Genomic DNA, 24,207 nt, shown 5'->3' with positions numbered 1-24,207 from the left:
CCACCTCTCCCCCGATCGACGGGGTAGAGGAAGGCGCCAAGCTTTTTGCCGTCAATGCTCGTCCAGCAACGCTCCTTCCTTTCCCTCCGGAGGGGGAAAGGTGGCGCTGCGAAGCAGCGACGGATTGGGGGAACCACCTGGCAATCAAGCTTCCCCTGATCAGTCGCGCCAGTCACAGCATGCCGTAGCCCACTTCGTGGGGCGAGGAAAATCCCATGATCACGCTTGTGTGTTCGTGTTCTTGCCTTGGTTCGCCCTTATATGCTGCGCTGCAACATAGGCTGACTGCGCCGTCTCCGTGCAAAATGAGGCAGCGGTAGGCCGGCGCATCGAGACAAGGAACGCCATGGCGAAGAACGGCAAGGCGGAGGAAAAGAAGAAGATCAACATCGCCCTCCAGGGCGGCGGTTCGCATGGCGCCTTTTCCTGGGGCGTGCTCGACCAGCTGCTGGAGGACGGGCGGCTGGAGATCGCGGCGGTGTCCGGCACCAGTGCCGGCGCCATGAACGCGGTGGCGCTGGCCGACGGCTTTGTCCGGGGCGGCGTGGAAGGCGCGCGCAAGAAGCTCGAGGACTTCTGGCGGGCGGTGGCCTCGAAGGGCCGTTTCAGCCCGGTGCAGCGCATGCCGTGGGACGTGGTCTGGGGCAATTGGTCGATCGAGAACACGCCCGGCTATGTCTTCTTCGACACGATGTCGCGGGTGTTCTCGCCCTATGTCGCCAATCCGCTCGGCCTCAACCCGCTGCGCGATGTGGTGGCGAAGGAGATCGACTTCGACAATGTGCGCGCCTGCAAGTCGATTGAGCTGTTCATCTCGGCGACCAATGTCGAAACCGGACAACTGCGCGTCTTCTCCGACGGCGAGATCGACCTCGACACAGTGATGGCTTCGGCCTGCCTGCCGCAATTGTTCCGCGCCGTCGAGATCAAAGGCGTGCCCTATTGGGACGGCGGCTATGGCGGCAATCCGGCGCTTTATCCGTTTTTCAAGACGGCGGCGACCGAGGACGTGCTTCTGGTGCAGATCAATCCGGTGGTGCGCGAAGGCACGCCGAAGAGCGCCAATGAGATCCAGAACCGCATCGACGAGATCACCTTCAATGCCGGGCTGCTGCGCGAATTCCGCTCGATCGCCTTCGTCAAGGAGTTGATCGCGGCCGGACGCCTGCCGCATGGCGAATATCGCGACATCCGCATGCACCGCATCGATGCCGACGAGGCTTTCAAGGACCTCTCCGCGTCGTCCAAGGTCAACGCCGAATGGGCTTTCATCGCCTATCTGCGCGACCTCGGCCGCAGTGCCGCCAGCGACTGGCTGGAAGAGAACTACGACGCCGTCGGCCAGAACGCCACGCTCGATCTTTCAGGCGAGCTAGACGACGGCTTCAAGCCACTGCGCGGCCCGGCACCCGGGCGTCGCGTCAAGGAGTTCCTGGCAGCGCACATCAAGCCGGAATCCGCGCGGCGGCGGGCCTGATGTCTTCCATACCTGTCAGCAAGTCCGCTCCGGCTGTCAGCATCTTCCCCAGCGGAACCGGGGCAATGCTGGATTCGGTTGTCGGGGCGATATAGCTTACCTGAACGTAAAGGGGAGGTCGCGATGCTGCAAACCAGACAAAACGCTCTCGGGGTCAGGTTTGAAGCGCAGTGCAGGGCCTTCGAGAAGGAGCCGTTCCCGACGCTGGACGTGCGCAAGGATCGGCTGAAGCGCCTGCTGGCGCTCACTGAAAAGCACGAGGCCGAGATCTGCGCGGCGATCGACAGCGATTTTTCCGCCCGCTCGGCTCAGGAGACGCGGCTTGCCGAACTGTTCGTCGTGCGCGCCGGCATCAGGCATGCGCTGTCGCATCTCGGCGCCTGGATGCGCGAGCGCCGCGTCGCCACCAGCCTGCCCTTCCTGCCCGGCCGCAACCGCCTCTTGCCGCAGCCGCTCGGCGTCGTCGGCATCGTCTCGCCATGGAACTATCCTTTCCAGCTCGCCATCGCGCCGGCGACCGCCGCTCTGGCCGCCGGCAACCGCGTGCTGATCAAGCCTTCGGAGCTGACGCCGAAATTTTCGGACCTGCTCGCCAGCCTGGTCGAAAAATATTTCGCCGCCGACGAGGTCAGCGTGGCGGTCGGCGACGCGGAGGTCGGCAAGGCGTTCGTGTCCTTGCCGTTCGACCACCTCCTGTTCACTGGCTCGACCGCCGTCGGCCGCCAGGTGGCACTGGCCGCCGCGGCCAATCTGACGCCGGTGACGCTCGAGCTCGGCGGCAAGTCGCCGGCAATCTTCGATCCCTCCTGCGATCTCGATGCGGCGGTCGCCAGCGTTGCCTACGGCAAATTGCTCAATGCCGGCCAGACCTGCATCGCGCCCGACTATCTGATGGTCCCGCAAGGCCAGGGCGCGGCGGTCGCGGCCAAGTTCGCGGCGGCAATCGCAAAGCTCTATCCGCGCCTCGGCGACAATCCCGACTATACGGCGATCGTCAGCGAGCGGCATCACCGGCGGCTGAGCGACATGATCGCCGAGGCGCGCGACAGCGGCGCCGACATTACCGAGATCAACCCGGCCAACGAGAAGCTCGGCATCAGCGACCGCAAGATGGCGCCGGTGCTGGTGCGCAATGCCGGCGAGACTCTGCGGCTGATGCGCGAGGAGATTTTCGGACCGGTGCTGCCGATCGTCGAATATGGCAGCGTGGACGAGGCTATCGATCATGTGAACCGGGGCGAGCGTCCACTGGCGCTTTACTGGTTCGGCAGCGACAGCGCCAATCGCCGCAGGGTCATGCGCGAAACCGTGGCCGGCGGCGTCACGGTCAATGACTGCATGATGCATCTGGCGCAGGAGCGGCAGCCCTTCGGCGGCGTCGGCGACAGCGGCATGGGCGCCTATCACGGCGAGTGGGGTTTTCGCACCTTCAGCAAGGAAAAGCCGATCTTCATCCAGTCGAAGCTCAGCGCCGGCGGCCTGCTGCGCCCGCCCTATGGCAAGACATTCGAGCGTCTTTTTCGGCTGCTGAAGCTCATCACTTGACAGCTTCAGTCCGGGAATGGCGGGGATGGGACCGCGGTCAACGCGGATGATCGGCGCTTCATATGGGAGCTTTCCGCATCATCCTGACGGCTGTTGCCAGTAACGTTAGGGAAGCCGTGGAAAACTATCGGCGCGCCGGAAAAAAGCGCAGCCGTCTGGCAGAAAAGCTTGGATTTGTCGAGGAACCACGTTCCACTTCGCAATGCTACCGCAACTTTTCCGACTATATTGCGCCGCAACTTTCAGGTAGAAGCTGCGCTTCGCCGATCACGGCAAATTGAACTAGGCCCCGCGCACACCCATATCGGCCGCGCGCCCGAAGTCGGAAGCGCCGACCTCGCCAGGTCCTGCAACGGAAAAAATGACGATGCCGAAAATCAGGTTTCACAAGCTTGCTGCCATTGTCGTGCTCATCGGATTCGCGGCCTGGATGGGCACGGGTGAGTTTTCGTCCGTCGGTAGCGCCGCCGACAAGTCGGTCGCCACCGACAAGCACGCCGACGCCGGCAAGCCCGCTCAGCCGGGGGCCACCAAGCCGGACGCCGCGCAAGCCGAGCCCAAGGCCGCGTTGCGCACGGTCGCCGTGGTGACGCCGCCGCGCAAGACCTATGCGCGCGCCATCCGCATCTCCGGCCTGACCGAGGCCGACAAGCGGGCCGTGCTGGCGACGCGCGTCGCCGGCGTCATCGAGAAGTTGCCGGTCAAGCAGGGCGATCGGGTCAAGACCGGCGACCTCGTGCTGATGCTCGCGGCCGAGGAGAAGATCTCCAACGTCGACAATGCCAAGCAATTGCTGGCGCAGCGCAAAGCCGAGCTCGATGCTGCCGAGCGGCTGGCCAAGACAGGCAATCTGCCGAAGCTGCAGCTCGATACCGCCCGCTCCAACCTGACGCTGGCGCAATCGCAGCTCGACACCGCGCAGGCGGAGCTCGACCGCAACGAGGTCAAGGCGCCGTTCGACGGCGTCATCGACCGCATCCCGGTGGAGCTCGGCAGCTCGGTGATGCAGGGCGGCGAGGTGGCGACAGTCCTGAAGCTCGATCCGGTCATCGCCCGGGGCGAGATCAGCGAGCGCGACCTGCGCTACGTCAAGATCGGCGACGAGGCCGATGTCCGCCTCGTCAACGACCAGAAGGTCACCGGCACCGTGCGCTACATCAGCCGCGATGCCTCGGCGCAGACCCGCACCTTCCGCGTCGAGGTGGCGATACCCAATCCCGACGGCTCCATCCCCGCCGGCATGACGGCCGAGATCGAGCTCAGCGCCGAGCCGACCAACGCGGTCATGCTGCCGCGTTCGGTGGTGACGCTGGGCGACAAGGGCGACCTCGGCATTCGCGCCGTCGGCAAGGACGACAAGGTGGCGTTCTTTCCGATCGACCTGGTCGACGACACGCCGCACGGCCTGGTGCTGGGCGGTATTCCGCAAGATGCGCGCATCATCGTCGCCGGCCAGGAGCTGGTGAAGGAAGGCGACCTGGTGAAGCCCGTCGAGGCCGACCAGGCGACCATCAACAAGCTGATCGGCGAAGCCACCGCCGGCACGCAGTAAAGCAGGACGCGTCCGTCGCCGGGCCAATCCGGCGATGGCAGTCCGCGGCCCCCGAAGCATAACAGGCCGAAGTCATGGATATCGTCAGACTCGCCATCAACAACGCTCGCCTCACCATATCGGCGCTGCTGTTCCTGGTCGTCGCGGGCTGGGTCGCCTACCAGTCCACGCCGAAGGAAGCAGAGCCCGACGTTCCGATTCCGATGATGTATGTCAGCCTGATCTATCAGGGCATCTCGCCGGAGGATTCCGAGCGCCTGCTGCTCAGGCCGATGGAAAGCAAGCTCAAGAGTCTCAAGGGGCTCAAGGAGATGCGCTCAGCCGCCTTCCAGGGCGGCGGCTATGTGCTGGTCGAATTCCAGCCGCAGACGGATCTCGCGACGGCGCTGCAGGATACGCGCAGCAAGGTGCAGGACGCCAAGGCCGACCTGCCGCAGGCGGCGGAAGAGCCGACCGTCAACGAGGTCAACGTCTCGGAATTCCCGGTTCTGGTCGTCACACTTTCCGGCGATGTGCCGGAGCGCGTGCTGACGTCGGCCGCGCGCGAGCTGCGCGACCGCATCGAGGAGGTGCCCGGCGTGCTCGAAGGCTCGCTGCAGGGCGCTCGCGACGACCTTGTCGAGGTGGTCGTCGATCCGGTGAAGCTTTCCTCCTACGGACTGCAGCTCGACCAGGTGATCCAGGGCGTCGCCTCCTCCAACAGCCTGGTCGCGGCCGGCAATCTCGAAGGCTCGGAAGGCAAATACGCGGTCAAGGTGCCGTCGCTGATCGAGACGCCCGAGGACGTCGCCAACCTGCCGGTGGTCGCCACGCCGAACGCCGTGGTCCAGGCCAAGGACATCGCGACCATACGCTCGACCTTCAAGGACGCCGAGACGGTCACTCGCCTCAACGGCAAGCCTGCGATCGCCATCGAAGTCAAGAAGCGCATAGGCGCCAACCTGATCGACACGTTGAACCACGTCAGGGAAGTGTCCGATACCTTTATCAAGACCATGCCCCAGGGCATGCATGTCACCTACACGCAGGACAAGTCGGTCTTCGTCAACCAGCTGCTGGGCGACCTGCAGAACCATGTGATGATCGCCGTCATCCTGGTGTTCATCGTCATCCTTTATGCGCTGTCGGGGCGGGCCTCGCTGCTCATCGGGCTTGCCATCCCGTCATCGTTCCTGATGGGCATCCTGCTGCTTGCCATGATGGGCTACACGATCAACATGATCGTGCTGTTCAGCCTGATCCTGGCCGTCGGCATGCTGGTGGATGACGCCATCATCGTCACCGAATTCGCGGAACGGCGCATGAGCGAGGGCATGCCGAAGGCGGATGCCTTCGCGCTGGCAGCCAAGCGCATGGCCGGCCCGGTCATCGCGGCGACGATGACACGCATCGCCGCCTTCTCGCCGCTGCTGTTCTGGCCGGGCATCATCGGCGACTTCATGAAATATATGCCGATCACGCTGATCGTGACACTGTCGGCCTCGATGCTCTACGCGCTGGTCTTCGCGCCGACTTTGGGCGCGATCTTCGCCAAGGCGCCGGAACATCACGAGGAAGGCAACCGCGACGGCTGGTACATGGCGGTGGTCAAGCAGGCGGTGCGCTTCCCGATCACGGTGATCCTGCTCACCGTCGGACTTCTGGTCGGCGTCGGCTTCGCCTATTCGAAATATGGCGCCGGCGTCGAGTTCTTCCCCAGCGTCGAGCCGGATTACGGCCTGCTCTATGTGCATGCCCGCGGCAATCTTTCGCTGGCCGAAATGGACGCCGCGACGAAGACGGCGGAGAACCGTCTGCTCGGCTGGCCCGGCGTGAAGTCGGTCTATACCCGCGTCGGCAAGACGCAAGGCGGCGGCCAGGACATTCCGGAAGACGTGGTCGGCGTCATCCAGTACGAGTTCGTCGATTGGCGCGAGCGCAAGTCTGCCAACCAGATCCTCGACGACCTGCGCGGCGTGATGGCCGGCATTCCCGGCGTCGATGTCGAAGTGCGCGTGCCGGAAGCCGGCCCGCCGACCGGCAAGCCGATCCAGATCAGGCTTTCGGCCGTCGACCCGGCCGGGCTCGACGATAAGGCGCGCGCGGTCGCGGCACGCATCGCCAAGATCCCCAATGTCATCGACATTTCGGACGGCCTGCCGCCGCCCGGCGTCGATTGGGCGATCGAGGTCGACCGCGCCAAGGCGGCGCAATACGGCATCAGCCCGACTTCGGTCGGCACGGTGGTGCAGCTGGTGACCAACGGCCTCAAGCTGTCGGAATACCGGCCGGCCGGCGCCGACGACGCGGTCGACATTCGGCTCCGCCTGCCCGAGGACCGGCGCACGCTGTCGACGCTCGACGAGCTCAGGGTGCAGACCTCGCAAGGGTCGGTGCCGATCTCGAACTTCGTCGTGCGCAAGCCGGAGCCGACCGTCGGCATCCTGAACCGCATCGACGGCGCGCGCACCGTGGTCGTGCAGGCCAATGTCAGCGCCGGCGCGCAGGTCGCGGCGGTGCAGGAGCAGGTGACCAAGGCCGTCAGCGATATGGATCTCGGCAGCGGCATCCGCTGGAAGCTCGCCGGCTCAAACGAGGACAGCGCGGAAGCCAGCGCCTTCCTCGGCAAGGCTTTCGGCGCAGCGATCTTCCTGATCTTCCTGGTGCTGCTTGCGCAGTTCAACAAATTCACCAGCGTGTGGCTCGTCCTGTCCTGCGTGATCATGGCGACGATCGGCGTGTTCCTCGGATTGCTTCTGACAGGCGAGGCCTTTGGCATCGTCATGTCGGGCATCGGCGTCATCGCGCTGGCCGGTGTGGTGGTGAACAACAACATCGTGCTCATCGACACTTACGACCGGTTGCGCGAGGAAGGCTGGGACAAGATGGATGCGGTGCTGCAGACCTGCCGCGAGCGCGCCCGTCCGGTGGTGCTGACGGCGGTGTCGGCCATTCTCGGCGTGCTGCCGATCGCCTTCGGGCTCGGTCTCGAAATCTTTCATCACGAGACGACGATCAACGCGCCGTCGACGCAATGGTGGATCTCGCTGTCCTCGGCGATCGTCTTCGGCCTGTCCTTCGCCACGCTGCTGACGCTGGTGGTGACGCCCTCGATGCTGATGGTGTTCACCCGCGCCAAGGTGAAGCCCGACCAGCGCCGCGGCTGGTTCAGCCGCCTGTTGCGGCGCGGCAAAGGCAAGGTCATGACCGACGAGCCGGACAGCGAGACGGGCGCGGGGCCGGCGGAGGCCTTCCCGAAAGCCGCGGAATAGAGCGTTTCACAACCCCAAGGAAAAAAGCCGCCCGGGAACAACCGGGCGGCTTTTTGCATTGTGCCTTCAAGTTCAACCAGACGGCGAGGGTTTCTCATGACGATCGGCACAATTCTCGTAATAATCTTGATCCTGATTTTGATCGGCGCGGTGCCGGCCTGGCCGCATTCGCGCTCCTGGGGCTACGGGCCGTCGGGGATCGTTGGCGTCATCCTGGTCGTGCTGTTGATACTCTTGTTGATGGGCAGGATCTGATCCAAACGAATTGCGGCCGGGCTTCAGCCCGGCCGGTTCATTTTGTCCTGATCAGGCGGCGAGGCGCGACGGCTCCGCGGCGACGCCGATATCCTGCAATGCTTCCTTCACCGCTTGGTCGAGCGGGGTGTGCGGGATTTCGCCGATGACCTCCTCCAGCCGCGTCGAGACCAGCCGGTGCGCTTCGAAGCGCAGATAGGACATCGAGACGATCTCGCGCCACATGGCCACGAACGGGCTGCCGGCGCGCAGCACCCACCAGGGCATGCCGATCCGAACCTGGAAAAACTGTTGCCCTATTTGCCCCCGCCGGTTCTGCCGGTCTGGCTTGCCATGCATCGAGACGTGCGCACCAGCATGCGCATCCGCCGCGTGGCGGATTTCCTGCACGAGGAACTGAAGCGCTATTCGGCTGGGACAGGTTCAGGTGCAAATTCGGCCCGGTGAGCGAGGCCGGCCATCAAGAGCACGACGACCAGCAGCGCGGACAGCGCGACGAAGATCGGGCCGAAGCTCGAATGCTCTGCGACGAAGCCGATTGCCGACGGCGCCACCAATATGCCGGAATAGCCCATGGTGGTGACGACGCTCATGCCGGTGCCGGACGACATGCCTTCCTGATTGCCGCCGGCCGAAAAGATGATCGGCACCATGTTGGCAATGCCGAAGCCGCAGAAAGCAAAGGCGGTTATGGCAAGGTAAGGCGAGGGCGAGAGGCCGGCGACCAGCATGCCGGCGGCGGCGACCAGCGCGGAGCCGCGCAAGGTCGACACCGCGCCGAAGCGGTTGCGCACGCCGTCGCCCAGGAAACGCATCAGCGCCATGACCCCGGAGAAGGCGGCATAGGCCAGCCCGGCGACCGCGAGATCGGCACCCAGCTCCTGGTGCAGGAAGAGCGCCGCCCAGTCGAGCACCGCGCCCTCCGAGATCATGGTGAGCAGCGCCATCAGCCCGACCAGATAGACGGCCATGTGCCGCGGCAGCGTGAACTTCTGGTGCTCGACCGCCTGCGGCCGGCCCTCGGCGATGAGATAACGAACGGCAAACGCGATGATGGCAAAGGCGATCACCGTCACCGCGACGGCATGGGCAAGATAGCCGTAATTCTGGATCGAGTAGCCGCCGAGCGCGCCACCGGCGAAGCCGCCGAGGCTCCAGAAGCCGTGCGACGACGACATGATCGCGCGCGAAAGCCGCCTTTCCACCACGACGGCATTCGAGTTCATCGCGACATCCATGCCGCCGATTGAGCCGCCGAAGACGAGCATGGCAATCGCCGCCAGCGGAACGTTAGGGGCGAGCGCCACGATCAGCAGGCCGAAGCTGCCGCAAACACCGAACCAGCGCGTCACGCTGCGCGAGCCGTGCCGGGAGATCAGATGGCCGCACCAGGTCATGGCGATGACCGCGCCGACGCCGAACAGGAGGATCAGCAGGCCGAGGGTGAATCGGGTGATGTCGAGCCGGGTGAGGAACACCGGGATCTGCGGCGCCCAGCTGCCGGTCAAGAAACCATTGGCGAGGAAAATACCGGCGACGGCCCAGCGGCCGCGCGCCGCGGCCTGCATCGTGGTTTGCACGCTCATCGTCTGAAATCCGCCATGCAAAGGATTCGCGCGGCAAATTAGATCGATTCAATTCGTAGTCAAGGACCGCAGCGGGGAAGTGCTTGGACCAAGGGCGCGATCGGGGGTCGGCGTCGTTCGCGGCAGGCTGCTGCTTTGACGATTGCTGCGACGCCTCTCCGTTCGTCATCCACGGGCGGAGCAAGGAGCGAAGCGACGCGCGTGGACCCGAGGATCCATTCCGTGACTTAGGAGCGCCGCTACCATGCAGAATGTTCCCGGGCGGCGCCGATGCGACGATATTCTGGATCGCCGTGCTCTTCGGCAGTCGTCACGGAATGGATTCCAGGGTCTCCGCTACGCTCCGCCCTGGAATGACGAAGTCGCGAAAGCGTGCGTCGTCGCTGCTTAGTGATCCTTTGGCCGTCGCGCCTCGAACTCGGCCTTCTTGGCTTCCGACGCCTCGGTCTGGTTGAGCGCCTGCCATTCGGCATAGGGCATGCCGTAGATGATCTCGCGCGCAGCGTCTTTCGACAATGCCACACCTTCGGCTTCGGCGGCTTCGCGATACCAGTTGGACAGGCAGTTGCGGCAGAAGCCGGCGAGGTTCATCAGGTCGATGTTCTGGACATCGCCGCGCTCGCGCAGATGCGCCACCAGCCGGCGAAACGCGGCTGCCTCGAAATCGCGTTTCTGGTCGTCGTTGAGCTCGGTCATGGGGAACTCCGCCGTCGGTCTCGTCACACAGGTCCGGTGCGCGAGCCGAACATTTTCACCTGATGAATATCGGGGCGCCGGTCGATGGCGTCAACGATCGGCGCCAAGCGTTCGGCCCAGGCCAAGGCGCCGGCGCGGTCGGCGATCAGGTCCTGACGGATTTCGATCAGAGCATGTGCGTAGCCGTTGACGATGGCATGGCGGAACATGGTGTCGCCGCGCAGCGCGCCGTCATAGGGTTCGTTGTCGCCGACGACGAGGGACTTGTCCTCGGCCAGCATGTCGATCAGCGGCCGCGCCACGCGGTCGTCTCGGTCCCACAGGACGCCGACATGCCAGGGGCGGACAAAACCCTGCATCGCCGGCGTGAAGGAATGCACGGAGAGGATGAACGGCGCCTTGCCCGAAGCATGGGCGACGGAGGCGATCATCGCCCCGACGGCGTCGTGATAGGGCTGGTAGAAACGGTCGAGCCGCCGCTCGCGCTCCTCCCGGGCAATCGGATAGTTTCCCGGCACCACGGTCCCGTCATAGAGCTGGCGGATCATGGTTGGGTCGTCCTCGCCCCGGTTGGGGTCGATCAGCAGCCGCGAGAAGCCGGCAAGCACCGCCGGCACGTCAAGCGCAGCGGCGAGCTCGCGCGTCACCGTCTCGACGCCGATGTCATAGGCGATGTGACGGTCGAATTCGGACGCCGGCAAGCCGAGACTGCCGTATTCGTCGGGGAGATCGCGGCGGGCGTGGTCGGCGAGAAGCACGACGCCTCTCTTGCGGTCGCCCTCGACTATGTCGAACGGCGTGAAAACTGTGGATCGGGTCATCGGCTGAAAAGGGGATGGCGGCTGCGATGTGCTATCGTCATTCCACGAAGAGGACGCCGGCGCAATGCCGTTGTTTGGCCAAGGTTTCCGCAAAAAATCCCCGACCGAGGGAGAATTTGCGCGACGGGCCCTTCTAAATCGATTGGAATTGAACAAAACGGCGCGTTGACATGCGCCCGGAGTTTGCTGAAAAGGGCTTCGAGAGATGCAAATGTGGTTCGCAAGGGGATCTGCGACGGGTTTTGCCGGTCGGTTGCGCAAGCGCCTGGCCGTGCCGTTGCTGATCGTCGGCGCGGGTTTTTTCGCGATAGCCGCGACCTCGCCGGCCCGGGCCGACTTCCGCGTTTGCAACGCGACGCAAAATCTGGTGGGCGTCGGCATCGGCTATCGCGCCAAGGCCGGCTGGATCACCGAGGGCTGGTGGCACATCGAAGGATCGACCTGCAAGACGCTGATCGAGGGTCCGCTGTCATCAAGGTTTTACTATCTTTATGCAGAAGACGCCGAACGTGGCGGGCGCTGGGACGGCCCGATCAACATGTGCGTCGCCGAAAAAGAGTTCAAGATAGCCGGCGTGAATGATTGCGTCGCCCGGGGCTTCCAACGCGCCGGATTTCAGGAATATGACACGGGCGAGCAGGCCAGCTGGATGGTCCAGCTGACCGACGAGCCCGCAACGGGAGGCGCGCCAGCGACCCCCGCTCCGGGAACAAACAGTCAATGAGACGTAGCCGCAAGGTCAAGATCCTCGCCACCATCGGTCCGGCTTCCTCCTCCGAGGAGATGCTGAGAAAGCTCTTCGAAGCGGGCGCAGATGTCTTCCGCATCAATATGAGCCATACCGACCACGAGCTGATGCGCACGCTGGTCGGCCGCATCCGCGCCGTCGAGGCGGCCGTCGGCCGACCGATCGGCATCCTGGCCGACCTGCAGGGCCCGAAGCTCAGGGTCGGCAAGTTCGCCAACGTCAAGGAAGCGCTGGCTGTCGGCCAGACTTTCACGCTCGACGACAATCCCGAAGCCGGCACGTCGAAGCGGGTATATCTGCCGCATCCCGAAATCCTGAGCTCGGTCGAGGCCGGTCACCGTCTTTTGATCGACGACGGCAAGCTGGAGCTGAAGGCGCTGAAGAGCGACGGCAAATCGATCACCTGCACGGTCGTCGCCGGCTCGGGCATTTCCGACAAGAAGGGCGTCAGCCTGCCCGACACCGACCTGCCGGTCGGCGCGCTGACCGAGAAGGACCGTGCCGATCTCGACGCGGTTCTTGCCACCGGCGTCGACTGGGTGGCGCTGTCCTTCGTGCAGCGGCCGGAGGACCTTGCGGAGGCCCGCAAGATCGCGCGCGGCCGCGCGCTGATCATGGCCAAGATCGAGAAGCCGCAGGCGGTGGCGCGGCTCCCCGAAATCATCGAGCTCTCCGACGCGCTGATGGTCGCCCGCGGCGATCTCGGCGTCGAGATGCCGCTCGAAGCCGTGCCTGGCATCCAGAAGCAGATCACGCGCGCGGCGCGCCGCGCCGGCAAGCCGGTGGTGATCGCCACGCAGATGCTGGAATCGATGATCACCGCGCCCGTGCCGACCCGCGCCGAGGTCTCCGACGTGTCGATCGCCGTCTTCGAAGGCGCGGACGCGATCATGCTTTCGGCCGAATCCGCGGCCGGCGCCTATCCAGTCGAGGCGGTCGCCATGATGAACCGCATTGCCACCAAGGTCGAAACCGACCCGACCTATGCCGGCATCATCAATGCGCAGCGCTCGGAGCCGGAAGCCACCGGCGCCGACGCCATCTCGCTGGCCGCGCGCGAGATCGCCGAAACGCTGAAACTGTCGGCGATCATCTCCTACACCGCGTCGGGCACCACCGGTTTGCGCGCCGCGCGCGAGCGCCCGCAGGTGCCGATCGTGGCGTTGTCGCCGATCGTCAACACGGCGCGCCGGCTGTCGCTCTTGTGGGGCACGCATTGCGTCGTCTCGCCGGACGCGACCGACCTCGACGACATGGTCGACCGGGCCTGCCGCATCGCGCTGGAGGAAGGCTTCGGCAAGCCGGGCGACCGCGTCATCATCACGGCCGGCGTGCCGCTGCGGACGCCGGGCTCGACCAACATGCTGCGGATTGCCTATGTGGGATCGGAGACTCACTAGAGCGTAGTCGATATTCGGGTGAGGCCGGCCTGACCCGAATCTCAACACGCCCTTGGCGCTTGAACCTCCGAGTTCAGCCCGGCGCGAGTTCTGCGTCTGGCACCCGGAGCTCAGGACATTTGCCGGCGCCCTGCGCGTCGCCGGCGATCCGGCCTTCCGCGGTCTTGGCGATCGCCTGCAAATCGATCTGCGCGCCGGCCACTTTCGCAATGGCGCCGACCACGAGGTCGGGCGCGATCCAGTCCGGCTTGTGGCCGAGATTGTGGATCCAGACCAGCTCGGCGCCGGGAATGTCGCGTTCCACGCCGATGGAATGGATTGTCGCGTAGACCACCTTGTCGCGATCGCCCGAGATGACGACCGTCGGCGCCTTGATTGCGCGATAGCCAGGCGAGGCGGCGCGAACATAGTCGTAGAGCTGGGCGACATCGCGGGCGTTGGCGCGGAAGGCGGACGGCCGCAGCACCAGCGGGATCGAGGCATTGTCGACGTAGGAGTCCGGCACAGCGTTCGGCGAGAAGACGCAAGACGTCGCGCCGCCGATCTGCAGCATGCCGGCCGGATAGGCGAGCGTTTCGGAAAACAGCCAGCCGATCGCCGGCGTGGCCGTGAGCTTGTAGTACCAGGCGGTCGCGCCGCCCGGCCAGGGATGCGTGGCGGGCGAAAGGAAGACGAGGCCAAGCGTTTTTTCCGGATGCTGACGGGCGAAGGCCGTGGTGATCGCGCCGCCGAAGGAATGGGCGACGATGACTGCGTCGCGGATTCCCAGCCGGTCCATCAGCGCGGCAATGGTATCCGCCTGCTTCGCCAACGTCTCATTGTCTCCGCGCTCCGACCAGCCGAGCCCCGGGCGGTCCAGGAACAGCATTTCGGCGCGACCCTCGAGGAGGGGCTTCAGCGGCAGCATCTGGTCCTTGAGATTGGCGCTGGCGCCATGGATGAAGACGACCGGCGGCAGGTCGGCGCCGGCGGGCGCCGGGATATGGACGTAATGGATGCGCGCGCCATCGATCTCGGCGAAGGCGCCGGCAGGCGGGCTGCGCCGCTCGACCAGCCAGACGCCGGCGCGGGTGACGCCGGCGAAGGCAAAGAGGAGAGCAACGAGGAAGAGGAGGGCGGCGCAGATGAGGTTCATGCGGGGAGATACGGGGTAGGGCGGAATTAGTTTAGGGCAGTAGGCAGTAGGCAGTAGGCAGTAGGCAGTAGGCAGTAGGTTGCTCTCTTTCCTATTGCCTACTGCCCAATTCCTACTGCCTAAATCCCCTCGCCGGCGAGCTCTTCCGAGAGCGTCGAGACCTGGTTCTGGGCGCTGCGCATCATCGGGTAGATCGCCAGCACCTTTTGCCAAGCCTCCAGCGCCGACTGCTTGTGGCCGGTTTCGGCCATGATCTGAGCGAGGCCCGAAAGCGCGCCGAAATGGCGCGGCTCGAGCTGCAAGGTGCGGTCGATGTCGGCCATCGACTTCCCGTAATTCTTCATCATGAAATGGACGGTGGCGCGGCGGTTCCAGCCTTCGGCATAGTCGGGCTGCAAGGTCACGACCTGGTCGAGGAAGTCGAGGGCGACGTCGAATTTCTGGTCTTCCGTCGCCTTCTGCGCCCATTGCATCATCAGGTCGATCGAGGCACTGCCCGACTGGTTCCACTCGTTCCAGATGCGGCCGGCGATGCGCTCGGCGGCCTTTTCATTGCGCTCGCGCTTCAGCTCGGTGAAGAGCTGGTCGAGGCGGCCCTGCTTGCTGGGAGCGGCCGGCGGGGGCGTGGCGGCGGCTGACGGCGCGGCATCTGGAGGCAGCGCACCGGGCACCTCTTCTGCTCCTGCAGGCAAAGCCGTGCCGGAAAGCAAAAAGGCGGTGAAAAATGCAAAAAGAATCCGCATCGCCGGAATCTAGTCCCGGACGGCGGATCGTCAAAGTGATTTTAGCGTGAGAGCGCCGGCGAACCGGCATTCGACATCAGCGCGGCCTGGTCTCCTTGCATGTCGCTTGCCTTTCGGGCGACATGCATCAGGCCGCGCGCAAGGCTCAGCCCTGGCGCGCCTTGTAGCGCGGAGCGGTCTTGTTGATGATGTAGATGCGTCCCTTGCGGCGAACCAGCCGGTTGTCGCGGTGACGCGCCTTGAGCGCCTTGAGCGAATTCTTGATCTTCATGGTCTTGCCTGTTCGGTCAGGGCCCGTCCCGGGCCGAATTTTAAAGGCGCGCCCGGAAAAAGCGCGCCCTTTTGAACTTGCGTGGCTCATAAACGAGGAGCCTTGCCCGTGTCAACCACATGCGCGTGGCCGAATGCCGCAAGTGGGCCGGCATATCAAATATTCGCCATCCCGGCGAAGCTGCATTGCGCGACTCAAGGGCGGCTGGAATGGTGCGATTTGCGCGAACGACCGGAGATTGCACATGCGCCGCCTGCTTCTGCCTGCCTGTCTGGTCTTGCTGGCGACGGCGCCGGCCGCTCGGGCGCAGGAATGCGACCGCAACGACGACAGCCAGTCGATGCTGAACATCTGCGCCGATGCCGACTACCAGGCGGCCGACGCCAAGCTCAATGCCGCCTATAAGAATATCGTCGGCAGCAACGATCAGGCCTCGAACAAGCTGTTGCAGGCGGCGCAACGCGCCTGGATCGCCTTTCGCGATGCCGAATGCGCCTATTCGACCGCCGACAGCGAGGGCGGATCCATCCATCCGATGGAGGTTTCGCAGTGCCTGACGAAGCTGACCAACGAGCGCACAAAGCAGCTCACCTCCGACGCCAGCTGCAAGCTGAGCGATCCGAACTGCGCCGGTTCGGACGCGGGCGACGATCAGGATATGCAATAGGGCGTTATCGCGACCTGATGAGACGCGTGAAATGACCCATCTTGCGGCCGGGACGCGACTCGGCCTTGCCATAGAGATGCAGCACCAGGTCGGGTTCGTTAAGCAGCGTCGGCACCTTCAGCATGTCGTCGCCGATCAGGTTTTCCATCACGCAGTCAAAATGGCGGGCGGGCGAACCAAGCGGCAGGCCGGCGACAGCGCGGATATGCTGCTCGAACTGCGAGACGACGCAGGCAGCCTCCGTCCAGTGGCCGGAATTGTGCACGCGCGGCGCCAGCTCATTGGCCAGAAGCGCGCCGTCGGCAAGAACGAAGAACTCGACGCCGATGACGCCGACATAGCCGAGCGCCGAAAGGATTTTCGCGGCGGCATCCTTGGCGGCGGCGGCCGTTTCCGGGCGGATGGCGGCCGGCAAAGTGGAGCTGCGCAATATGCCTTCGCGGTGGACGTTTTCGGCCGGATCGAAGACGGCGACTGAGCCGTCGAGCCCACGCGCGGCGATCACCGAAATCTCGCGCTCGAAGGCGACCAGCGATTCCAGGATCAGCGGCACATTGCCCATCGCCTCGCAGGTGCCGGCAAAGCCGCCGGTCTGCATGTTGCGGAAGACGCGCTGGCCCTTGCCGTCATAGCCCATGCGGCGGGTCTTCAGCACGCCGCTGCCGTTGAACGTTTTGAGGGCCTCGGTCAGTTGATCGTCATTGTCGACCGGACAGAACTCCGCCGTCGGGATGCCGATGCCGTTGAGAAAGCTCTTTTCGGTGAGGCGATCCTGCGCGACTTCGAGCGCATGGGCCGGCGGATAGACCGGGACCGTTGCAGACAGCGTTAGCGCCGCGGCGACCGGGACGTTCTCGAATTCGTAAGTGACGACGGCGCTGGCGCTGGCCAGATCGGCAAGCGCTGCCGGATCGTCATAGGCGGCGACGATCTGCCGGTTGGCGACCTGCGCGGCCGGGCAGTCGGGCTGGGGCTCCAACACGACGATGCGATAACCGAGGCGCGCCGCGGCCATCGCCAGCATGCGGCCAAGCTGGCCGCCGCCGATGATGCCGATGGTCGATCCCGGCGTCAGGCTCACGGCGCGTCCGCCGGCTCGGCGGCGACCTTGGCGGTCTGCGCCGCGCGCCAGGCGTCGAGCCGGGCAGCGAGCTTATCGTCGTTCAGCGCCAGCACCGCCGCTGCGAGAAGCGCTGCATTGGCGGCGCCCGCCTTGCCGATCGCCAAAGTGCCGACCGGGATGCCGGCCGGCATCTGCACGATGGAGAGCAGCGAGTCCTGGCCCGACAGCGCTTTGGATTCCACCGGAACGCCGAAGACGGGCAGCGGCGTCATCGCCGCCGTCATGCCGGGCAGATGCGCCGCTCCGCCGGCGCCGGCGATGATCACCTTATAGCCGGCCGCCTTGGCGCCCTTGGCGAATTCATAGAGGCGGTCGGGCGTGCGGTGGGCGGAGACGATCAGCCTCCTGTGCGGGATGCCCAACGCCTCCAGCGTTTCCGCCGCCTGGCGCATCGTCGCCCAGTCGGACTGGCTGCCCATGATGATGGCGACGTCGGCACGCTGATCGGTCAAGGTGTGGCTCCGCGGCGGCAAAGGCGCGCCTTAGCGGAATTCGCCGACAGCCGCAAGGATGTGGTGAATGCGCACCGAGCTAGCCCGGCCAACGCAGGGAGCCCGAAGAGTCCTTGCGCGCGATTTTCATCGCATCGGACGGACGCTCCTTCGCCGTCAACACGGCGCGCAGCTGCTCGGCGACGATCTCCGCCTCGCCGGGGTGCAAATTGCAGGGGTCGAGGAAGAAGTGGCCGCGCTCGACCTCGTGGTTGCGGACGATCACCGGCGGCGAGCCGGCGGCCAAAGCGGAAGCCAGGCCGGCGGCGGTGAAGCGGCTTTCCGGACGCACGAACACCTGCAGGCGGTCGAGAGGATTGTTCGTCGGGTCGGGAATGATCTCAGCGCCGATGCCGGGAATGCCTTGAAGTGAATCCTTCCACAGATTGAGCGCCGCCTCCTCGCGCCGGCGGATGCCGGCATGGTCGCGTTTCTCCCAGGCGTCGAGCGCCGCCATGGTACCGGCGATGCTTTCCTTGCCGACCTTCATGGCGCGCGCAACGCCGCGGTTCTGCAGATAAGCGGCGCGTACCAGGTCCTTGCGGCCGGTGACGATGCCGCTGGTCGGGCCCGAAAGGAATTTGTGGCCGCTATAAACGACGATGTCGGCGCCGCGCGCCAGGAAGCTGCGCAGGTCATATTCGGACGCGGCGTCAACGATCACTGGAATATTCTTGGCATGGCAAATCTCGCAGAATTCCTCCAGCGAGAGCATGCCGTATTGCACCGTATGGTGGGCAACGACGTAGAGAGCCGCCGCCGTCCGCTCATTGATCGCTTCGCGCACGTGATAGTCCTGGGTGACGCTGACGGTGCCCGCCGGAATGACCTTGGCGCCGGCGACGCGGATCGACTGGTCGATGGGCGCGCCATAGTTGACGATGTGGCCGAGCTGGATGACGACCTCGGACTTCAGCCCTTCGGTGTCGTCCGGCAGGCGTTCGATCGCGAGAAGGTTGTTGCCTGTCATTGCGCCGGCGATGGCCATGGTGATGCCCGAGGCGCAGCAGGCGGTGATGAAGCCGGCCTCGCCGCCGGTGAGGCGTGCGACCACCGCGCTCGCGGCGCGCTGCAAATCGTCCATCTCCACCCATTGCGAAGCGATTTCGGCCATGGCGCTGATCGCTTCGGGAACGATGATCGAGGCGCCCAGCGCCGTCATCGTGCCCGAGACATTGATGATTGGCCTCAAGCCCAGCCGCTCGCGGATGGTGGTGTTGGAGCCGGTGTCGGAATAGGTCTTCATGTGAGTGGACTCCGTTAAGTCAGGCGGCGATCTCCACAACCGCTTCGATTTCGACAGTGATATTGCGTGGCAGCGAGCCGACGCCGATGGCCGAGCGAGCATGGCCGCCAAGCTTGTCGAAAACATCGGCGAAGAGGTCCGAGCAGCCATTGACCACTTTGGGGTGGTCGCTGAAGGTCGGCGTGGCGTTGACGAAGCCGAGCAGCTTGACGACCCGCACAATGCGGCCGAGATCGCCCGCCGCGGCATGCATGACGGCGAGCAAATTGAGGCCGGTGAGGCGGGCATGCTCATAGGCCTGATCCACGGTCACGTCATCGCCGACCTTGCCGGTGCAAAGCGTGCCGTCGGCACGCAGCGGCCCCTGTCCCGAAAGAAAGATCAGCCGGCCGCTCTCGGCATGGGTGACGAAATTGGCGATGGGCGTCGGCGGCTCCGGCAACGTCAGGCCAAGCTCGGCGAGCCGTATGTAAGGCGACATGGAAGGGTACTCCCTGGATGGCCGAGGCCATCCGCTTTCAGAAATGCGAGGCGCGGAAACGCGCCAGAAATGCGCGGAGGCGCTCGTTGGTCGTTTCCGCCGCGAGCACTTCTTTCGGCGGACCGACGGCCGAGACACCGCCATCGGCCATGAAGACGATGCGGCTGGAGGCATCGCGGGCGAAGGCCATCTCGTGCGTGACCATCACCATGGTCATCCCGTCTTCGGCGAGGCTGCGGACCACCGCCAGCACCTCTCCGACGAGCTCCGGGTCGAGCGCCGAGGTGATCTCGTCGAGCAGCAGGATTTTGGGCTCCATGGCGACTGCGCGGGCAATGCCGACTCGCTGCTGCTGGCCACCCGACAATTCGGCGGGCAGGCTGTCTGCCTTGTGGGCGAGGCCGACGCGGCCCAGCCAATGCTCGGCAATCGAGCGCGCCTCCGTCTTGCTCTTGCCGCGCACCTTGGTCAGGCCGAGCATGATGTTGCCGGCGGCGGTCAGATGCGGGAAGAGGTTGAAGCCCTGGAACACCATGCCGGTTTCGGCCCGCATGGCTGCAAGATCGCGTTCGCTACGCCGCTGGCGCGCGCCGCCGTCGCGAAAGCCGACCTCCTTGCCGTCGATGCGGATCGAGCCCGAGTCATAGCTTTCGAGGAAGTTGACGCAGCGCAGCAGCGTGGTCTTGCCGCTGCCCGAAGGGCCGATAATGGTCACCACCTCGCCCTTCGCCACCTGCAAGCTGACCGAGCGCAGCACACTGACCGAGCCGAAGGATTTCGAGACCTCGGCAATGTCGAGAAGCGCTGGGTTGTCGTTCGAACTGGCCATCACTTAATCCCGGATGAAAGCGAAGCGCCGTTCCAGCCGCCGGCTGGCATAGGAAAGCGCATAATTGACGGCGAAATAGATGAGAGCGCCGAGGATATAGAGCGGCATCGCCTCATAGGTGCGGCCGATGACCTGGTTGATCGCCTGCATCAGATCGGTGATGCCGAGCAGCGAAACCAGCGCACTGCCCTTCACGGCATCGGTGACGCCGTTGATCCAGGGTGGCAGGAAGCGGCGGAAAGCCTGCGGGAAGATCACCGAGGTGAGGCGCTGGCGGAAGGTGAGGCCGATCGCCATCGCCGCTTCCGACTGGCCTTTCGGGATCGAGGCGACGGCGCCGCGCAGATATTCGACGACCTGCGCCGTCTTGAACAAGGTCAGCGCCAGCACCGCCGCCCAGAAGGACTGAAGGTGCACGCCGACCGCGGGCAGGCCGTAATAGACGAAGAACATCAGCACGAGGATCGGGATGCCGCGGATGGTGTCCGAGAAGATGCGCACTGCCCAACGCAGCGGCGCTGGCCCATAGACCAGGCCGACGCCCAGCAGGACCCCTGCGACCAAGGACAGGACCACGACCAGCAGCGAGACCCATAAGGTCACGGCGAAGCCTTCGGCAAGGAACGGCAGGGCGTAGAGGATCTGGCTCAGCATCTCAGCGCGCCGCCCTGAATCGGCGTTCGACCAGCCGCAGCGCAAACAGCAAGGTGTAGCCGGTCACCAGATACATCGCCGTCGTCACCAGATAGACCTCGACGATGCGGAACGTGTTGAAGTTGATCCACTGGGCGCCGTAGGTGAGCTCGGGCACCGAGATCACCGAGGCGATCGAGGTGTCCTTGAACAGCGAGATGAAGGTGTTGGACAGTGCCGGCAGCGTGATGCGCAGCATCGTCGGCAGGCGTACGTGGATCAGGCGCTGCCATGGAGTAAGGCCGATCGCCTTGCCGGCGTCGAGCTGACCGCGCGGCACCGCTTCCAGGCCCGAGCGGAACACCTCGACGAGATAGGCGCCGCTATAGACCGATAGCGTCAGGACAAACGAGGTAGGGGCGCTGTAGGCAAGGTCGACGACCGTCGGCAGGCCGTAGAAGACCAAATAGACCAGCAGGATCAGCGGTACGTTGCGGATGAATTCGACATAGGCGGCGATGATGGCGCGCACCACGCGTCCGGCCGAGACATACCAGACGGCCAACACCAAGCCGATGACGATGCCGATGGCGATCGAGATGACGGCAAGCTCGAGGCTGAGCAGCAAGCCACCCCACAGCTTATCGAAATGCCGCCAGATCAGGTTGAAATTGAGCGTATAGCCCATGCGTCCGTCTCAATGGCCCGCGGCGAACATAGCATTCATCATTCGCATGGGCCGGTGTGAGGAGAACAGGCGGAAGAACGGTTGCCTCGCCCTTCCGCCGGTTGGTCGTGTGGCGCGTCAGATGACCGGGAAGCCCGGGTGGCGCGGCGGCGGCTCCTGACCGAAATATTCCTTGAAGGCGGCATCGTAGAGCGCCGTCTCATGGCCGAACATGGCGATGGTGAAGGTCTGGTTGACGAAGGTCAGCCAGTCGAGGTCGCCTTGCCGGACCGCAGCGCCGTAAAGCATCGAGTACCAGCTCTTGCCGGCGTCGAAATACTTGTCGGGATTGCGCGAGGCGAGCCAGCGCACCGTCGACAGATCGACAGCGGCGGCGTCGGCGCGCTTGGATTCCAACGCCTGCAGAACGTTCGCCTGGGTATCGATCTGCAGCACCTGCGCCTGCGGCAAGGCAAAATGCACCGAGCTTTCGGCATCGACATTCTGCAGGATCGAGACGCGTGTGGCGGAACCGTTCGCCAGGAGCTTGTCGAAGGTCTTGTTCTCGGAGCCGGGCAGCGTCAGCAGCGCGACGCCTTCGACGTAATATGGCCGCGAGAAGTGGATCAGCTGCGAGCGCTGCGCCGTCATGGTCATGAACTGGATGGTGATGTCGACCTTGTTGGTCGTCACGTTCGGAATACGCTGCGCCGGATCCTGCATGACGAACTCGACCTTGGTCGGGTCGTCGAAAAGGCCCTTGGCAAGGATGCGGCCCATGGTGATGTCCATACCGACCAGCTCGCCGGCATCGTTTTCGAAATGCCACGGCGCGTTGGTGCTGCCGGTGCCGACGATCAGCTTGCCGCGATCGAGCGCGGTGCGCAGCACGCTGTCGGACGCGGCTTGCGCCGCCGCCTTCTCGGCGCTGATGGCGGTGAGCGCGCCGGCGGTGGCCAGCCCCGCCATTCCCAGTTTCAGAAAATCACGTCTGCCGGATGTGTCGTTCACGGCGACCTCCTTTGATGGTGTGTTCCCCAATGCAGCAGAGATACGCGTCGCAATCAGCGATTGTCTCTTACAAGAGACGTGTGTATCCTGTACAAGACAGATACTAGCACTAGGAATAAGCAATGCAAGAGAGTGAAACGCTGACCGGGTGGCCAAGCGACGGTGCGGATGAAGAGCGGCCGGCGGGCTCGCGCGAGAAGGGGCTCAACAGGGCTTTGAACATCCTGGAATTCCTGCACGCCAACCAGCGTGCGATCGGCATCGGCGACTTGGCCAAAGGGCTCAACGCGCCGCGCTCGACGACCTATACGCTGGTGCGCGAGTTGGTCGAAGCCGGGCTGCTGGAAATGGCTGGCGACGGCAACCGCGTCTATTTCGGCAAGAAGCTCTATCTCTATGGAATGGCTTATATGCGCGGCAACGACCTGCTCAGGCGCGGCCGCCAGGAGGTCGACACGCTGTCGCGCGAGACCGGCGAGACCTCCGAGCTCTGCATGCTGCAGAGCGGCCGCTACACGATCGTCCATTCGAGCCCGGGCACCAGGCCATTCCGCATCAGTTCGGCCACCGGCCTGCAGATCCCGCTGCCCTGGACTGCTTCCGGCCGGCTGCTGCTTGCCGGCCTCGATCGCGGCGGGATCGAAGCGATGGTCACGCGAGACGACCTCGTGCTGCCGGACGGCCGCAAGCTCGAACTCGACGATTTCATCGACGATATCGCGCGGGCGCGCATCACCGGCTATTGCGTCACGTCAGGCCTGGTCGATGCCTACACCAAATGCCTTGCGGCGCCGGTGTTCTCTGCGCCAGGCAAGGTCGAAGCGACCATGTGCCTTGTGGTGCCGATCGACACGTCCGAAGAACGGACCGGCGAACTTCTCGCGCTGCTGCGCGAACGCGCGGCACGGCTATCGATCTCTTGACGGCGCGGTGCGATCCGCTCAGGCAATGATGTCGGGAATGATGCGGTCTTCCAGCGCCGACAGCCGGTCTTTCAGCATCAGCTTCTTCTTCTTCATGCGCTGGATCTGAAGCGGGTCGCAGCCGGTGGCGATCATCGCGTTGATGGCGGCGTCGAAATCGGCGTGTTCTTGTTTGAGCCGGGAATATTCGAGGCGTATTTCAGCCTGTTCCTGTTCGGACATTATCTACCGTCTGCGTATGCATCGCCCAATCGGGCTGTTTGGGCGGGGCCGTGACTTGCGGGTTTGTGACCGGCGCGCAGCCCTTACCACATTTCACTTTGTCGTGGAATGCTACCACGTGGCATTCGACATCGAGATCGGTTGGTGGCAAACTGTCATGGTGCCGTCACAGTCGCAACCTGCGGTGGAGGCTCCTGCGACGGCTGCAATCGAGGAAACCATGAAAGGGAGAACCATTCATGTCTCTTGCATCCCATCTTGACGAGTTGCAGCGGAAACACGGTGATATCGAGCGCGAGCTCACCGATGCGATGAACCATCCTTCGGTCGACGACCTCGAAATCGTGAATCTCAAGCGACGCAAGCTGGCAATCAAGGACGAGATTGAAAAGCTGAAAGCTAGTCCGACGACACACTGAAGCTCTTCCAGGCAC

Annotated in this window: 26 protein-coding genes and 2 pseudogenes; 12 read left to right on the top strand and 16 right to left on the bottom strand. The window is 64.5% G+C overall.

Going from position 1 to position 24,207, the window contains the following annotated elements; translation table 11 throughout:
• Positions 1 to 346 precede the first annotated feature (346 nt).
• The 6 genes from LB520_RS07740 to LB520_RS07715 all read left to right on the top strand — a co-directional run bounded on the left by LB520_RS07740 (position 347) and on the right by LB520_RS07715 (position 8,080).
• Positions 347 to 1,477, top strand: coding sequence for a patatin-like phospholipase family protein (locus LB520_RS07740; protein WP_224637050.1), 1,131 nt, complete (start codon positions 347 to 349; stop codon positions 1,475 to 1,477).
• Positions 1,478 to 1,600: 123 nt separating this feature from the next.
• On the top strand, positions 1,601 to 3,022 hold the full coding sequence (locus LB520_RS07735) for a coniferyl aldehyde dehydrogenase (protein WP_224637049.1): 1,422 nt from the start codon (positions 1,601 to 1,603) through the stop codon (positions 3,020 to 3,022).
• A gap of 62 nt (positions 3,023 to 3,084) precedes the next feature.
• Positions 3,085 to 3,303 carry a hypothetical protein gene (locus tag LB520_RS07730; protein ID WP_224627849.1) on the top strand — a complete coding sequence of 73 codons (219 nt, stop codon included), beginning with the start codon at positions 3,085 to 3,087 and terminating at the stop codon, positions 3,301 to 3,303.
• Between the two features lie 86 nt (positions 3,304 to 3,389).
• On the top strand, positions 3,390 to 4,574 hold the full coding sequence (locus tag LB520_RS07725; RefSeq protein ID WP_224637048.1) for an efflux RND transporter periplasmic adaptor subunit: 1,185 nt from the start codon (positions 3,390 to 3,392) through the stop codon (positions 4,572 to 4,574).
• 74 nt (positions 4,575 to 4,648) lie between these two features.
• Positions 4,649 to 7,825: an efflux RND transporter permease subunit gene (locus LB520_RS07720; protein WP_224637047.1), complete on the top strand. Its 3,177-nt coding sequence runs from the start codon at positions 4,649 to 4,651 to the stop codon at positions 7,823 to 7,825.
• 96 nt (positions 7,826 to 7,921) lie between these two features.
• A complete protein-coding gene (locus LB520_RS07715) occupies positions 7,922 to 8,080 on the top strand; it encodes a DUF3309 family protein (protein WP_040991775.1) in 159 nt (52 codons plus the stop codon).
• 51 nt (positions 8,081 to 8,131) lie between these two features.
• Here the strand turns inward: LB520_RS07715 and LB520_RS07710 are convergent.
• Positions 8,132 to 8,347 (bottom strand): annotated as a pseudogene (locus LB520_RS07710) (oxidoreductase); the annotation flags it as partial.
• 3 nt (positions 8,348 to 8,350) lie between these two features.
• Between LB520_RS07710 and LB520_RS07705 the strand changes: the two are divergent.
• A pseudogene (locus tag LB520_RS07705) lies at positions 8,351 to 8,527 on the top strand (LysR family transcriptional regulator); the annotation flags it as partial.
• Here LB520_RS07705 and LB520_RS07700 read toward each other — a convergent pair.
• From LB520_RS07700 to LB520_RS07690, 3 genes are all read right to left on the bottom strand, one after another.
• Entirely contained in the window at positions 8,485 to 9,666 is a 1,182-nt protein-coding gene (locus LB520_RS07700) for an MFS transporter (RefSeq protein ID WP_140841577.1), read from the bottom strand. The pseudogene LB520_RS07705 and the gene LB520_RS07700 sit on opposite strands and share 43 nt — an antisense overlap.
• 387 nt (positions 9,667 to 10,053) lie before the next feature.
• Positions 10,054 to 10,362 carry a DUF1244 domain-containing protein gene (locus LB520_RS07695; protein WP_095767315.1) on the bottom strand — a complete coding sequence of 103 codons (309 nt, stop codon included), beginning with the start codon at positions 10,360 to 10,362 and terminating at the stop codon, positions 10,054 to 10,056.
• Between the two features lie 23 nt (positions 10,363 to 10,385).
• Positions 10,386 to 11,183, bottom strand: a complete 798-nt coding sequence (locus LB520_RS07690) for an N-formylglutamate amidohydrolase (RefSeq protein WP_140841575.1) — start codon at positions 11,181 to 11,183, stop codon at positions 10,386 to 10,388.
• 205 nt (positions 11,184 to 11,388) lie between these two features.
• On the opposite strand from LB520_RS07690, the gene LB520_RS07685 reads away from it, so the two are divergent.
• Together LB520_RS07685 and pyk are read left to right on the top strand one after the other, a co-directional pair.
• On the top strand, positions 11,389 to 11,907 hold the full coding sequence (locus LB520_RS07685; protein ID WP_224637046.1) for a DUF1036 domain-containing protein: 519 nt from the start codon (positions 11,389 to 11,391) through the stop codon (positions 11,905 to 11,907).
• Entirely contained in the window at positions 11,904 to 13,331 is a 1,428-nt protein-coding gene (pyk, locus tag LB520_RS07680) for a pyruvate kinase (protein ID WP_095767318.1), read from the top strand. Before LB520_RS07685 ends, pyk begins: the two co-directional genes overlap by 4 nt.
• A 73-nt stretch (positions 13,332 to 13,404) precedes the next feature.
• Here pyk and LB520_RS07675 read toward each other — a convergent pair whose 3' ends face one another.
• The 3 genes from LB520_RS07675 to ykgO form a co-directional block, all read right to left on the bottom strand.
• Positions 13,405 to 14,466 carry an alpha/beta fold hydrolase gene (locus LB520_RS07675; RefSeq protein ID WP_224637045.1) on the bottom strand — a complete coding sequence of 354 codons (1,062 nt, stop codon included), beginning with the start codon at positions 14,464 to 14,466 and terminating at the stop codon, positions 13,405 to 13,407.
• 119 nt (positions 14,467 to 14,585) lie between these two features.
• Positions 14,586 to 15,209: a tetratricopeptide repeat protein gene (locus LB520_RS07670; RefSeq protein WP_224637044.1), complete on the bottom strand. Its 624-nt coding sequence runs from the start codon at positions 15,207 to 15,209 to the stop codon at positions 14,586 to 14,588.
• Between the two features lie 145 nt (positions 15,210 to 15,354).
• Positions 15,355 to 15,480 carry a type B 50S ribosomal protein L36 gene (gene ykgO / locus LB520_RS07665; RefSeq protein ID WP_040974291.1) on the bottom strand — a complete coding sequence of 42 codons (126 nt, stop codon included), beginning with the start codon at positions 15,478 to 15,480 and terminating at the stop codon, positions 15,355 to 15,357.
• A 244-nt stretch (positions 15,481 to 15,724) separates the two neighbouring features.
• Between ykgO and LB520_RS07660 the strand changes: the two genes are divergently transcribed.
• Positions 15,725 to 16,147, top strand: a complete 423-nt coding sequence (locus LB520_RS07660) for a lysozyme inhibitor LprI family protein (protein WP_224637043.1) — start codon at positions 15,725 to 15,727, stop codon at positions 16,145 to 16,147.
• Between the two features lie 4 nt (positions 16,148 to 16,151).
• Here LB520_RS07660 and LB520_RS07655 read toward each other — a convergent pair whose 3' ends face one another.
• The 8 genes from LB520_RS07655 to LB520_RS07620 form a co-directional block, all read right to left on the bottom strand.
• Positions 16,152 to 17,228, bottom strand: coding sequence for a 5-(carboxyamino)imidazole ribonucleotide synthase (locus LB520_RS07655; RefSeq protein ID WP_224637042.1), 1,077 nt, complete (start codon positions 17,226 to 17,228; stop codon positions 16,152 to 16,154).
• Positions 17,225 to 17,722 (bottom strand): 5-(carboxyamino)imidazole ribonucleotide mutase, encoded by a 498-nt coding sequence (gene purE, locus LB520_RS07650; RefSeq protein WP_224637040.1) that lies wholly within the window; start codon positions 17,720 to 17,722, stop codon positions 17,225 to 17,227. Before purE ends, LB520_RS07655 begins: the two co-directional genes overlap by 4 nt.
• Positions 17,723 to 17,801: 79 nt before the next feature.
• The gene (locus LB520_RS07645; protein ID WP_224637039.1) at positions 17,802 to 19,007 is read right to left on the bottom strand and encodes an aminotransferase class V-fold PLP-dependent enzyme; all 1,206 of its coding nucleotides are present in this window, start codon (positions 19,005 to 19,007) and stop codon (positions 17,802 to 17,804) included.
• Positions 19,008 to 19,026: 19 nt separating this feature from the next.
• Complete coding sequence (locus tag LB520_RS07640) at positions 19,027 to 19,488, bottom strand: RidA family protein (protein ID WP_140841559.1); 462 nt, start codon at positions 19,486 to 19,488, stop codon at positions 19,027 to 19,029.
• A gap of 37 nt (positions 19,489 to 19,525) precedes the next feature.
• Positions 19,526 to 20,317 (bottom strand): amino acid ABC transporter ATP-binding protein, encoded by a 792-nt coding sequence (locus LB520_RS07635; RefSeq protein WP_224637038.1) that lies wholly within the window; start codon positions 20,315 to 20,317, stop codon positions 19,526 to 19,528.
• Between the two features lie 3 nt (positions 20,318 to 20,320).
• A complete protein-coding gene (locus LB520_RS07630; protein ID WP_140841555.1) occupies positions 20,321 to 20,971 on the bottom strand; it encodes an amino acid ABC transporter permease in 651 nt (216 codons plus the stop codon).
• A gap of 1 nt (position 20,972) precedes the next feature.
• Positions 20,973 to 21,638 (bottom strand): amino acid ABC transporter permease, encoded by a 666-nt coding sequence (locus tag LB520_RS07625; RefSeq protein WP_140841553.1) that lies wholly within the window; start codon positions 21,636 to 21,638, stop codon positions 20,973 to 20,975.
• A gap of 117 nt (positions 21,639 to 21,755) precedes the next feature.
• Complete coding sequence (locus tag LB520_RS07620; protein WP_411969864.1) at positions 21,756 to 22,628, bottom strand: transporter substrate-binding domain-containing protein; 873 nt, start codon at positions 22,626 to 22,628, stop codon at positions 21,756 to 21,758.
• 122 nt (positions 22,629 to 22,750) lie between these two features.
• Between LB520_RS07620 and LB520_RS07615 the strand changes: the two genes are divergently transcribed.
• Complete coding sequence (locus tag LB520_RS07615; RefSeq protein ID WP_224637037.1) at positions 22,751 to 23,551, top strand: IclR family transcriptional regulator; 801 nt, start codon at positions 22,751 to 22,753, stop codon at positions 23,549 to 23,551.
• A gap of 18 nt (positions 23,552 to 23,569) precedes the next feature.
• On the opposite strand, the gene LB520_RS07610 is transcribed toward LB520_RS07615, so the two are convergent.
• Positions 23,570 to 23,773 carry a YdcH family protein gene (locus LB520_RS07610; RefSeq protein ID WP_040985243.1) on the bottom strand — a complete coding sequence of 68 codons (204 nt, stop codon included), beginning with the start codon at positions 23,771 to 23,773 and terminating at the stop codon, positions 23,570 to 23,572.
• A 239-nt stretch (positions 23,774 to 24,012) separates the two neighbouring features.
• Here LB520_RS07610 and LB520_RS07605 point away from each other — a divergent pair, with 239 nt between their 5' ends.
• A complete protein-coding gene (locus LB520_RS07605) occupies positions 24,013 to 24,192 on the top strand; it encodes a YdcH family protein (protein ID WP_042641511.1) in 180 nt (59 codons plus the stop codon).
• Positions 24,193 to 24,207: the final 15 nt, after the last annotated feature.

The sequence above is a fragment of the Mesorhizobium sp. CA12 genome, assembly GCF_020165255.1.
Classification (GTDB): Bacteria; Pseudomonadota; Alphaproteobacteria; order Rhizobiales; family Rhizobiaceae; genus Mesorhizobium.
The sequence above is the reverse complement of the archived record's forward strand: the minus strand, read 5'-3'. Positions and strand labels throughout refer to the sequence as shown.